Source organism: Brachybacterium sp. (genome assembly GCF_052095815.1).
GTDB lineage: Bacteria > Actinomycetota > Actinomycetes > Actinomycetales > Dermabacteraceae > Brachybacterium.
Genome location: NZ_JBQDLF010000036.1, coordinates 1 through 12058, shown reverse-complemented (window position 1 = coordinate 12058; position 12058 = coordinate 1). Strand labels below are relative to the sequence as shown.

The 12058-nt window shown below is 67.1% G+C and carries 11 protein-coding genes; 8 read left to right on the top strand and 3 right to left on the bottom strand.

The window, feature by feature from the left end; genetic code table 11:
• Positions 1 to 121 precede the first annotated feature (121 nt).
• Positions 122 to 1060 (bottom strand): ROK family glucokinase, encoded by a 939-nt coding sequence (locus tag ACTH43_RS13485; protein WP_441445419.1) that lies wholly within the window; start codon positions 1058 to 1060, stop codon positions 122 to 124.
• Between the two features lie 191 nt (positions 1061 to 1251).
• On the opposite strand from ACTH43_RS13485, the gene ACTH43_RS13480 reads away from it, so the two are divergent.
• From ACTH43_RS13480 to ACTH43_RS13470, 3 genes are all read left to right on the top strand, one after another.
• Positions 1252 to 3060 (top strand): AMP-dependent synthetase/ligase, encoded by a 1809-nt coding sequence (locus ACTH43_RS13480; RefSeq protein ID WP_441445418.1) that lies wholly within the window; start codon positions 1252 to 1254, stop codon positions 3058 to 3060.
• Between the two features lie 111 nt (positions 3061 to 3171).
• Positions 3172 to 4830 (top strand): DEDD exonuclease domain-containing protein, encoded by a 1659-nt coding sequence (locus ACTH43_RS13475; RefSeq protein ID WP_441445417.1) that lies wholly within the window; start codon positions 3172 to 3174, stop codon positions 4828 to 4830.
• Between the two features lie 51 nt (positions 4831 to 4881).
• A complete protein-coding gene (locus tag ACTH43_RS13470; protein WP_441445416.1) occupies positions 4882 to 5163 on the top strand; it encodes an Lrp/AsnC family transcriptional regulator in 282 nt (93 codons plus the stop codon).
• Between the two features lie 70 nt (positions 5164 to 5233).
• Here the strand turns inward: ACTH43_RS13470 and trpD are convergent, their stop codons facing one another.
• Entirely contained in the window at positions 5234 to 6316 is a 1083-nt protein-coding gene (trpD, locus tag ACTH43_RS13465; protein WP_441445415.1) for an anthranilate phosphoribosyltransferase, read from the bottom strand.
• A 236-nt stretch (positions 6317 to 6552) separates the two neighbouring features.
• On the opposite strand from trpD, the gene ctaE reads away from it, so the two are divergent.
• The 4 genes from ctaE (at position 6553) to qcrB (ending at position 10939) form a co-directional block, all read left to right on the top strand.
• Positions 6553 to 7287: an aa3-type cytochrome oxidase subunit III gene (ctaE, locus tag ACTH43_RS13460; protein WP_441445414.1), complete on the top strand. Its 735-nt coding sequence runs from the start codon at positions 6553 to 6555 to the stop codon at positions 7285 to 7287.
• Between the two features lie 94 nt (positions 7288 to 7381).
• Positions 7382 to 8182, top strand: coding sequence for a cytochrome bc1 complex diheme cytochrome c subunit (qcrC, locus tag ACTH43_RS13455; RefSeq protein ID WP_441445413.1), 801 nt, complete (start codon positions 7382 to 7384; stop codon positions 8180 to 8182).
• An 8-nt stretch (positions 8183 to 8190) separates the two neighbouring features.
• The gene (qcrA, locus tag ACTH43_RS13450; RefSeq protein WP_441445412.1) at positions 8191 to 9255 is read left to right on the top strand and encodes a cytochrome bc1 complex Rieske iron-sulfur subunit; all 1065 of its coding nucleotides are present in this window, start codon (positions 8191 to 8193) and stop codon (positions 9253 to 9255) included.
• A gap of 4 nt (positions 9256 to 9259) precedes the next feature.
• Positions 9260 to 10939 (top strand): cytochrome bc1 complex cytochrome b subunit, encoded by a 1680-nt coding sequence (gene qcrB, locus ACTH43_RS13445; protein WP_441445411.1) that lies wholly within the window; start codon positions 9260 to 9262, stop codon positions 10937 to 10939.
• 224 nt (positions 10940 to 11163) lie between these two features.
• On the opposite strand, the gene ACTH43_RS13440 is transcribed toward qcrB, so the two are convergent.
• Positions 11164 to 11427 (bottom strand): hypothetical protein, encoded by a 264-nt coding sequence (locus ACTH43_RS13440; RefSeq protein WP_441445410.1) that lies wholly within the window; start codon positions 11425 to 11427, stop codon positions 11164 to 11166.
• Between the two features lie 271 nt (positions 11428 to 11698).
• Here ACTH43_RS13440 and ACTH43_RS13435 point away from each other — a divergent pair.
• On the top strand, positions 11699 to 12058 hold a 360-nt coding region (locus ACTH43_RS13435), incomplete at its 3' end, for a helix-turn-helix domain-containing protein (protein ID WP_441445409.1).

The window sequence follows — 12058 nt, the reverse complement described above, 5'->3', positions numbered from 1 at the left end:
CGCGAACGGCAGGAGACCAGACAGACCCATAGAGCCTGATCGACGTGCTGTGAGCTCGCGAACGGCAGGAGACCAGACAGACCCATAGAGCCTGATCGACGTGCTGTGAGCGACCGACGCCTCAGGCGCGAGCGAGATCCGCGGCGCCCACGATCCCGGCCCGGTTGCCCATGCTCGCGACCACGAACGGGGCCAGCGGCCGATGCGCCCGTGCGGTGAGGTTCTTGGAATAGGCCCCGCGTGCGGGGTCGAGGAGCAGATCCCCGGCGGCCGCGACGCCGCCGCCGACGACCACGATCTCAGGATCGAGCAGGGCCGCGATCGAGGCCACCCCGGTCCCGAGCCAGGTCCCGATCTCGGCGATCAGCTCCTGAGCGCCGGGATCACCCTGCTGGGCGAGCCGAGTGATCATGGGTCCGTCGATGTCCTTCCGCACCCCGCCGGCGGCCTGTACCAGGGGTCCCAGCAGCGGGTCCCCGGCGGAGGCGCGACGCTTCGCGGTGCGCACCATGGCGGTGCCCGCGGTGTACTGCTCCAGGCATCCGCGCCGGCCGCACCCGCACCACTGGCCGTCGGGCACGGCGGTCATGTGAGCGACCTCCCCCGCGAACCCTGCGGTCCCGCGCACGAGATGGCCATCCATCACGAGCGCGCCGCCCAGTCCGGTGCCCACGGTGACCATCAGCATGTGCTTCGCCTCGGTCGCGGCCCCGAAGCGATACTCGGCCCAGCCCGCGGCGTTCGCGTCGTTCTCGATGACCACCGGCAGTCCGGTGAGCCGCTCGAGCTCGTCCGCCAGCGGATGCTGACGCCAGGCAAGATTCGCGGCGAAGTTCACGGTGCGTCGGTCCGCCCCCACGAATCCGGCGGCGCCGACGCCCACCCCGACGACGTCGTGCTGGGCGCGCAGCTCGGCCACCGCGTCCGCCACTGCCGCCTCGATCAGCGCAGCGTCTGTGGCCGGAGTGCTGCGTGTGGTGGCGGCGATGATCTCGCCGTCCTCGTCGACCACCCCCGCCGCGATCTTGGTCCCGCCGATATCCACTCCGATGGAGAGCATGCCGCTCCTGTCCGCTTGCGCTGTGCCGTTGGCGGTGGCCGTCACGGGACCACCCGTGTCCATGTCCCACCTGCCTGTCGTGGCCCATCGTAAGCGTCTCCTGCCGTAGAATCGTATCGACCCCACCAGCGCTTCCGTACAAGCGTCCGGTACGCCGGCTGCACGCCACTGGCCGGATCAAAGGAGATTCGATGAAGCAGTTCACCTCCCCACCGCAGCATGAGAGCCGCCCCGAAGAGAACTCGACGGATCTGCTGCTCGGCAGGTTCCGCTCGAACCCTTCTGTGCCGATCTACGAACTCGTCCAGGACGACGGCACCTACTCTCCGGTGAGCACCGCAGATTTCATCGCCGAGGTGAAGCTCATCGCCAAGGGGCTGATCGCCTCCGGCATCGCCACGGGCGACGCCGTCGCGATCCTCTCCCGCACCCGGTACGAATGGGCACTCCTGGACTGGGCGATCTGGTGGACCGGCGGCGTCAGCATCCCGATCTACGAGACCTCCTCCCCCAGCCAGATCCAGTGGATCGCCTCGGACTCCGCGGCAACTTTCGTCGTCGTCGAATCCACCCGCCACAAGGAGGACGTGGAGTCAGTGCGGGGAGATCTCCCCCAGCTCGCGAACATCGGGGTGCTCGATGACGGCATCCTGGAGGAGCTGAAGGCCCGAGGCACCAACGTGAGCGACGAGGACCTCGAAGCCCGTCGCACGTCGCGCAGGATGGACGACATCGCGACCATCATCTACACCTCGGGGACCACTGGTCGCCCCAAGGGTGCGGAGCTCACCCACGCGAACTTCGTGGACACCACGCGCAGCGCCATAAACCTGCTCGGCAAAGAGGTGCTGCCTCCCGGATCCAAGCTGCTGATGTTCCTGCCGATGGCGCACGTCTTCGCGCGCCTGATCTCGGTGCTCGCGGTCGCCCAGCCGGTCACCACCGCCTTCACCGCGGACACGAAGAACCTGCTGCCGGATCTGGCCGCCTTCAAGCCGACGTTCCTGCTGGCCGTGCCGCGCGTGTTCGAGAAGGTCTACAATGGCGCGGAGGCGAAGGCGATCACCGGTGGCAAGGGCAAGATCTTCACCGCCGCCTCAGAAACCGCCATCGCCTATTCCAAGGCGCTCTCGGCGGGCAAGGTGCCCTTCACCCTGAAGGCCAAGCACGCCCTGTTCGACAAGCTGGTGTACGGCAAGCTGCGCCTGGCGATGGGCGGTCATGTCTCGTGGGCCGTCTCGGGCGGCGCTCCGCTGGGAGCGCGGCTGTCCCACTTCTTCCGCGGCATCGGCGTGACGATCCTCGAGGGCTACGGTCTCACCGAGTCCACTGCGCCGATCAGCGTGAACCTGCCCTGGGATGTACGCCCCGGCACCGTCGGCCCGCCGCTGCCCGGCGCGACCGTCGCGATCGATGAGAGCGGCGAGATCCTGGTCAAGGGCGTGATGATCTTCAAGGGGTACCACAACAACCCCGAGGCCACCGCCGAGTCGCTGCAGGATGGCTGGTTCCATACCGGGGACCTCGGCACGCTCGACGAGCACGGCAACCTCACCATCACGGGTCGCTCCAAGGAGGTCATCGTCACGGCAGGTGGGAAGAACATCTCCCCTGCCCAGCTCGAGGACCAGCTGCGCTCCCATCCCCTCGTCAGCCAGTGCGTGGTGATCGGCGATCAGAAGCCGTTCGTCGCCGCGATCCTCACGCTGGACGCCGAGATGCTCAGCACCTGGCTGAAGAACAACGGACTCCCCGACATGAGCGTTGCTCAGGCCGCACAGGACGAGCGCGTCCGGGCCGAGCTCCAGACCGTCGTGGACCGTGCGAACAGCTCCGTCTCACGAGCTGAGTCGATCCGCGCCTTCGAGGTGATCGATTCGGACTTCACCGAGGAGAACGGCTACCTCACCCCGTCGCTGAAGCTCAAGCGCAACGTCGTCGTCAAGGATCTCGAGGAGATCATCGACAGGATCTACTCGGGATCGAAGCCGACGGGCTGATCCTCGAGGGGGCGCGAGCGCTTCCGAATCTCTCACGGCCCCGATGGGCGGGTGACGCTGCGCATCTGCAGCAGCTGCCCGGCTGTCGGGGCCGCGTCATACCCTTCGACCATGTCTTCACGCGGCCAGTTGAGCTTCGATGATCTCGGTACCCCACTGGCAGAGGCCACCCTCGTGGTCGTCGACCTCGAGACCACGGGCACCGATGCCACGAGCGACGCGATCACAGAGATCGGAGCCGTGAAGGTCCGAGGCGGGGAGGTGCTCGGAGAATTCCGCACCTTCGTGGATCCCGAACGGCCGATCCCTGCCTTCATCGCCTCCCTCACCGGGATCACAGATGCCTCCGTCTCGGGCGCGCCGTCGATCCGCATCGCTCTGCCGATGTTCCTGGACTTCGTCGGCGGTGCCGCGCTGGTGGCGCACAACGCCCGCTTCGACATCGGATTCCTCAGCGCTCAAGCAGCGGCCTGCGAGATCAGCTGGCCGCGGCCGCAGGTCCTCGACACCCTCACCCTCGCCCGCACCGTGTTCCGACGGGACGAGGTGCGCAACCACAAGCTCTCGACGCTCGCCGCCCACGTCGGGGCGAGCATCACCCCGGACCATCGAGCACTGTCCGATGCCCGCGCCACCGTCGACGTCCTCCACGCGATCATCGAACGGCTCGGCCCAGCCGCGACCACTCTCGAGGACCTCAGCTCCGCCCACCGCCGGGTGAGCCCGGCCCAGCTGCGCAAGAAGCACCTCGCCTCGGCGATCCCCAGAGTCCCCGGGGTCTACCGCTTCCTCGACGCCCAGGGGGCAGTGCTCTACGTCGGGACCTCGCGGAACCTGCGATCGCGGGTGCGCACCTACTTCACCGCCGCGGAAACCCGTCGCAAGGTGCTCGACATGCTCCCTCGCGCAGAATCGATCGGAGTGATCGAGTGCGCCACGCCCACCGAGGCAAGAGTGCGCGAGCTGCGGATCATCGCGCAGGAGAAGCCGCCGTCCAATCGCCACGGCCTCACCCCGGAGAAGGCGCACTGGCTGCGTCTCGGAGCTGATACGGAAGGTCTGCGCGGGGCGCGACTGGCCAGGACCGAGGAGGACGGCTCTGCCCAGATCGGACCGCTGACCTCTCGGCATGACATCGAGCCGCTGCGTGGGCTGCTCACCGACGCGATTCAAGGGCGCGGCGCCGCCCTCGAAACAGGTGCACGGGGCGTTCCCGCCCCAGACCCTGGCCACCATGAGCGGCTCCGGCGCGCCATGCTGGATGATCCCCGAGAGGTGCTCGATCACGTCGCGGCGCGGCTGCGTGCTCACGTCGAATCCTCACGGTACGAGGACGCGGAGAAGCTGCGCAGGCTTGCTCTCACCTATCTCGCAGCAGCTCACCGCGCCTCCCGCCTGCGCGCCCTCGCAACCGTTCCGCTGCTGATCTGCGCACGGCCGAGTGCAGAAGCTGTGATCGGCGGGCGAGGCTGGGAGCTGCTCGCCGTGCGGCACGGACGCTTCTCGGGGACCACTCTCGTACCGGCGCACAAGGATCCCCTGCCCTTCGCGCGGTCACTCGCACTCACCGGGATCGGTGAGGCGGAGCTGGCCGCACCGCTGTGCCAGGGCTACCACCAGGAGGCCGAGATCATGCTGGGCTGGCTGGAGGGGGAAGGGGTGCGCACGGTGCTGACCGACGGGGCATGGCAGGTCCCTGCTCGTGCGCGTTTCGACCAGGAGCATCTCGCCCGGCGCTTCTCGCGGACCGGCGAGGGTCCAGCGGCATAGGCTCGGGGGAAAGCACCCTGGCGCACTCGGCGCCCCATCGAAGGAGTAGCAATGATCACAGCCATCGTCTCGATCGTCGTCGAGCCCAGCCGGATCCCCGAGGTCGCCGAGGCGGTCGTCGACATCCCGGGGATCGAGCAGGTCTATTCGGTCACCGGTGACGTGGATCTGATCGCCGTGGCGAGGGTCCGTGCGCACGAGGAGCTCGCGACCGTGATCGCCGATTCCCTGAGCAAGGTGGACGGCGTGCTCGACACCACCACCAACATCGCATTCAAGACCTACTCGAAGCGCGATCTGGACGCCGCCTTCGACCTGGGCATCAGCGGCTGATCGCTCCGGCTCGGGCCGAGCGGGCCCGGCACCCACGCCCGGCATCCACACGTGGCTGCGATGCCGGAGCTCAGCTCTGGCCCTCGGCCGCTTCCTGGGAGGCTGCCGCCCAGCGGAGGATGAGCTCTGCCGGACGACCCGAGTCGAGGGTGCGCCCGACCTCGTCGAAGGCGGCGGTGAAGCGCGCTTCGAATCCTTCCGATGCCGGCTGATCGATGCCGTCGAAGGCGAGCACGCCGGCTGCGGCGTTCAGCAGGACGGCGTCGCGGATGGGGCCCATCCGCCCACTGCGCTCGCCGGCGTAGAGGTCCCGTGCCACCTGAGCGTTCTCCTCGGCCGTCCCTCCCCGCAGGGCGTCGTGGCCGCTGCGAGGGACCGACAGCAGCTCCGCGGGGTCCAGCACATGCTCGCGCACCTCGCCGCCGCGCACCTCCCAGACATCCGACGGTGCTGTGACCGACAGCTCGTCCAGCCCGTCTTGCCCGCGGAAGACCAGCGCACTCGTATTCCGAGCGGCGAAGACCCCGGCGACGGTGGGGGCGATCCGAGCGTCCGCTACTCCCACTGCACTCGCCCGCGGGCGCGCAGGGTTCGTGATCGGACCCAGGATGTTCATCACGGTGGGGATGCCGAGTCCCCGGCGCGCCTCTGCCGCGTACTTCATCGAGGGGTGGAAGACCTGGGCGAACAGGAAGGTCATACCGATCCGCCCCACCAACTCCTCAACCATCGACACGGGCAGTTCCAGGCGCACGCCCAGCGCTTCGAGCACATCCGCGGAACCCGACTTCGAGGTGGAGGCCCGGTTCCCATGTTTGACGACGGTGCGGCCTGTCGCAGCGATCACCACCGACGCCATGGTCGAGATGTTCACGGTCTGGGCCAGATCCCCACCGGTGCCGACGATGTCGATCGACCGCGCCGGAGCATCGACCGGGCGGGCATGCGCGATCATCGAATCGGCCAGCGCCTCGAGCTCTGCGCTGGTGACACCCTTGGATTGCAGCGCGACCAGGAAACCGGCCAGCTGCACGGGACTCGAGTTGCCCGACATCACCTCGTCCATCGCCCAGACCGCCGCGGCACGGTCGAGCTCCTCGCCACGCACCAGATGTGCGGTGATCTGGGACCAGGTGGGGGTGTTCTCGCTCATGTGCTGATGATGTCATCATCACGAGCCTGATCGTCGACCTGATCACGGTGCGGATCACAGAACGGTCACGTCCCCGCACATGCCGGTCCACCTGCGCGGATCGGTCGCGTGTCCCGGTTCGTGACACGGCGTCAGGAGGGATATGCTGGCACGGTCCGCCCGGGGCGCAGGCCCCGCGTTGTGCCCGCTCGTCGTGTACTGGCACACCGATTCTGACCACACGACATAATGGTGACGTGACTACTGCGACCCTGCCTGTGCGCTCCGCCCCCGCTGCCGCCCCAGCGGTCGGCCGCCCGAACCCGACGCAGATCGGCACCCTCGTCTGGCTCGCCAGCGAGCTGATGTTCTTCGGCGGCCTGTTCGCCATGTTCTTCACGCTGCGATCCATGGCGCCGGATACCTTCACCGACGGCCAGTCGAACTTCACGCACGGCTTCGCGCTGCTGAACACCTCGATCCTGGTCTTCAGCTCGGTGACATGCCAGATCGGTGTCTACATCGCTGAGGGCCGGTGGCCGAACGGAACCACCTTCACCCCGCGCAAGCGCCGTGAGGGCTCACTCTTCAACATCGCCGGCTGGGGAATGATCGAGTGGTACACGCTCACCTTCATCCTCGGTGCGATCTTCGTCTCCGGCCAGGCCTACGAGTACACCGAGCTCGTCCACCACGGCGTGACGATGTCGTCCTCGCCGTTCAGCTCCGTGTTCTACCTCTCCACCGGATTCCACGGCATCCACGTGATCGGCGGGCTCATCGCCTTCCTGATGGTTCTCATGCGGGCCTACGCCTCGGAGAACTTCACCGCGCACGAGCAGGTCTCGGCCATCTGCATCTCGTACTACTGGCACTTCGTCGACGTGGTGTGGATCGTGCTGTTCTTCATCGTCTACATGCTCGATCCGATCCTCTCGCTCGGGAACTCCGGTCACGTCATCCCGGTCGACTTCAACTGGAGGGTCTTCTGATCCCCGGCGACGCCCGAGCTCCTTCGCTCGTGGCGTCCTCCTCGCCTGGTACTCCCCGCTCAGTCCGTCCCCTCCACGAATCGAGGTCCGAACCGTGAAGGCTCTCGCCGCACGTCGTCATCACCCGATGGCGCTACTCGTGATCCTGCTGCTCGCGCTCGTCGCGACCGGCGGGCTGTACGCGGCCCTGCAGCCGCAGACGGCCCAGGCCGAGGCCTACACGCAGGACGACATCGACGCCGGCGAGGCGCTCTTCCTCGCCAACTGCGCCACCTGCCACGGCCGCAACGCAGAGGGCCTCATCGACTCCGAGGGCAGCGCCCTCGGCCCGTCGCTGATCGGTGTGGGCGCCGCCGCGGTCGACTTCCAGGTGGGCACCGGCCGTATGCCGATGCAGCACTCGGGTGCGCAGGCCGCCCGCAAGCCCCCGCAGATGAACGACGAGCAGACCAGCCAGCTGGCCGCCTACGTCGCTTCGCTGGGCCCCGGTCCTGCGATCCCGGCCGACGAATGGCTCGACACCAGCAAGGGCGACGCCACCAAGGGTGGCGAGATCTTCCGCATCAACTGCGCCATGTGCCACAACGCCGCCGGTGCCGGTGGTGCGTTGACCCGCGGCAAGTACGCCCCGCCGGTGACCGGCGTGGAGCCCAGGCACATCTACGGAGCCATGGAGACCGGCCCGCAGAACATGCCGGTCTTCAACGACAACAACCTCTCCCCCTCGGACAAGCGTGACGTCATCACGTACCTCGAGACCCTCGAAGAGAACGGCTCCCCCGGCGGTATCTCCCTGGGCTCGCTCGGTCCGGTGACCGAGGGTCTGTACGTGTGGACCATTGTCCTGTCCCTGCTCCTGGGCTGCGCTGTGTGGCTGGGGGCGAAGGCCAAGTGAATGCGAGCATGAACAACAATCTCGACGGCAGCTCCCCTGCCCGTGGCGTCAGCGCCATCGCACCCAAGGAGGGTGGCGGCTTCCCGAACCCGGGCCTGCCCCCTCACGTCCACCGCCAGGCGGATCTCTCGAAAGCTGCGGAGAAGCGCGCCGAGCGACTCGTTGCTGGCATGTTCGTGCTCAGCGTCGTGGGCACCGTCCTCTTCATCGCGGCGTACTTCCTGGTGACCCCGACGGGGATCAACCTCTTCGCTGAGGACGGCACCCCGAAGGCACTCTGGTGGTCGAACCTCACCACCGGCCTGGGCTTCGCGATCGCGGTGTTCTTCATCGGTGCAGCCGCCGTGCACTGGGCCAAGACCCTCATGCCCGACGAGGAGATGGTCGAGGAGCGGCACGACATCCGCAGCTCCGACGAGACTCGCGAGATCGCCGCCGGCATCATCACCGACGGCCTCGCCGAGTCCGGCGTCGCACGCCGCCCGGTGATCGTCACCGCCATGGTGGCCGCACTGGCCGCGCTGCCGATCGCCGTGCTCGCACCGCTGTCCACCCTGGGCCCCCTGCCGGGCGGCAGGCTCCACCACACCTTCTGGGGTCAGAACAGCGGACAGCGTCTGGCCCGAGACCACGACGGCACGCCGATCAAGCTCTCGGACGTCGCGATGAACTCGATCTTCCACGTCATGCCCGAGGGCCTGACCCACGAGACCGATCACTTCCTGGAGGAGCGCGCGAAGGCTGCTGCTGTGCTCGTCCGCATCGACCCAGCGCTCAGCAAGAACCCGGAGAGCATGGCGATGGGCGTCGAGGGCATCCTTGCGTTCTCGAAGATCTGCACCCATGTGGGCTGCCCCGTCGCTCTCTACGAGCAGCAGACCCACCACATGCTGTGCCCCTGCCACCAGTCCACCTTCGACGTCACCGACGGCGCAAAGGTGATCTTCGGCCCGGCACACCGTCCGCTTCCCCAGCTGCCGATCGAGGTGGACGACGAGGGCTACCTGGTGGCCCCCGGTGACTTCACCGAACCGATCGGGCCCAGCTTCTGGAACATCCACAAGGAAAAGTGATCTAGTGACGACCACGACTCCCAGTACCCGGAAGCAGACTTCCGACGCAGAGAACTCCTCGCGCGTGTACAAGCTCGGCGCGGTAGGCGGCGACTGGCTCGACCAGCGCGTCGCCGGCGGTGGCCTCGTCAAGTTCATGGCCCGCAAGATCTTCCCCGACCACTGGTCGTTCATGTTCGGCGAGGTGGCGCTCTACAGCTTCGTCATCCTGCTGATCTCGGGAACGTTCCTGACGATGTTCTTCGACCCCTCCATGGAGGAGGTCATCTACAACGGACCGTACGAGGCGCTGCAGGGCGCCATGATGTCCCGGGCCTTCGAATCCACCCTCGAGATCTCCTTCGAGGTCACCGGCGGTCTGCTGTTCCGGCAGATGCACCACTGGTCCGCGCTCGTGTTCATGGTCGCGATCTTCGTGCACATGTTCCGGGTGTTCTTCACCGGCGCATTCCGCAAGCCGCGTGAGCTGAACTGGCTCGTCGGCTTCTCGCTGATGGTGCTCGGGATGGTCGCGGGCTTCTCCGGCTACTCCCTCCCCGACGACGTGCTCTCCGGCAACGGCCTGCGAGTGATCGACGGCCTGATGAAGGCCATCCCGGTCGTGGGTACGTATCTGTCGATGCTGCTCTTCGGTGGCGAATTCCCGGGCACTTCCGTCATCCCGCGGCTGTTCACCATTCATATCCTGCTGGTGCCCGCGATGATTCTTGGATTGATCGCGATCCACCTGGTGCTGCTGGTGCTGCACAAGCACACCCAGTACCCCGGGCCTGGTCGCACCGAGCGCAATGTCGTCGGCTTCCCCGTGTTCCCGGTCTACGCGGCGAAGGCAGGCGGATTCTTCTTCCTGGTCTTCGGCGTCATCACGTTCATCTCGGCGACCACCTCCATCAACGGTGTGTGGAACTACGGGCCGTACGATCCCTCGCCGGTCTCGGCAGGTTCGCAGCCTGACTGGTACATGCTCTGGACCGACGGCGGATTGCGCCTCATTCCGGGCTGGGAGTCGACGATCTTCGGCTACGTGCTCTCCTGGAACATCCTGATCCCGATGGTCATCTACGGGGCCCTGCTGGGCGTGCTTGCCCTGTACCCGTTCATCGAAGCGTGGGTGACCGGCGACGATCGCGAACACCACCTCAACGATCTGCCGTACAACACCCCGGTCCGCACCGGAATCGGTGTCGCCTGGATTATGACCTACCTGATCCTCGCCCTGGCCGCGACCAACGACCTCATCGCGATCGCGCTCCAGCTGTCGATCAACGACCTGACCTGGGCTCTGCGCATCTCGTTCTTCGTGGTGCCGGTGCTGTCCTTCTACATCACGAAGAGACTGTGCCTGTCGATCCAGCGTCAGAAGCGGGAGCAGGCGCTGCATGGCGAGGAGTCCTCGCGGATCGTACGCACCGAGACCGGCGACATGATCGAAATTCATACGCCGCTCAACGAGTTCGATCGCTGGGTGCTGGTCCAGCACGACGACTACCGCCCGCTCACGGCTGGCAAGGGTGTCTCCTCGCTCCGCGCGAAGGCCACCAGCTTCTTCTTCAAGGACCGGATCTCACCGGTCACGCCCACGGAGCTCCGCGCGGCGCTCGAGCACGCGGGCCATGAGAAGCACGTCATCGACGAGGTCACCGCCGGGGACTACCGCACCCCGGCCGAGAAGACACAGCACTGAGCCGCTTCCGGCATCACTGAGCTCCATGACGAAGGGCCCCGAGGATCTTCTCCTCGGGGCCCTTCGTTATGGATGGGCCTGCCGGATCAGGCGACCGGGCGGACCCATCGTCCATCCCGGCTCTCCCAGCACTCCCCCATCTCCTGGCGTGGACCACAGCTTCCCGGAAGGCACGAGTTGGGCGAGCGCGGTGAGGCCGGACACCCCCCGCGATCCTGCGGCACTCACTCCAGATGTGGATTCACGGGGCGGGCGGCTCGCTTCTGCCTCCGCCCCGCGGCCGCGTCGGTGAGATAGCGCGCGGTCAACAGACCGAGGCTGCGGTTCGCGCGACGCAACAGGCGCACGGAGCGCAATGGGGCGACAGCCGGATCCAGTCCTGCCTCGGCAAGCACGTCCCGCGCCCACGCGACTGCCTCCTCGAGACCGTTCTCTCCTGGGAAGAGGCGGTGCAGCTCCTCCTGTGCCCGGCCCGCCGGATCTGCCACCCCGCCGATCATGTTCACTCCCCTGGTTCATCCCCGGTGCCTGCACTCCAGGCAGCCCGACACCGGAAGACTCCGGTGGGCTCACACGCTACACGGCCGGTTCGCGGGGCTGTTGATGACGCTCGCTGAACTTCCCCAGTTGTGCTCACCGAAATTCCCCAGTCTGGGTCGCTCCGTCGCATGAGGCGGGTCTCCCTGGATGCTGGTGGTCTCTGACCACTCACCAGCCTTCCAGGGAGGCCCAACGCTCATGCTCTCAGAGAGGAGCAGCGTGGACATCCACGCTCTGCACCGGCAGGGAATCACGATCAGCGAGATCGCCCGACGCACCGGCCATGACCGCAAGACCATCCGTTCCTACCTCCGCGGCGACCGCGAGCCCGGAGTCCGTAAACCCGCCGTCCCGGACGCATTCGGGCCCTTCACCGACTACGTCACCGCCAGACTGATCGAGGACCCCCACCTCTGGGCCGTGACGCTGCTGGACGAGCTGCGGCCGCTGGGGTTCGAGGGCTCTTACCAGTCCCTGACCCGTCAGATCCGTGACCGGTCGTTGCGGCCGGCCTGCCAGGCCTGCGCCCACGTCACCAAGCGTCCGAACGCGGTGATCGAGCATCCGCCCGGGGAGGAG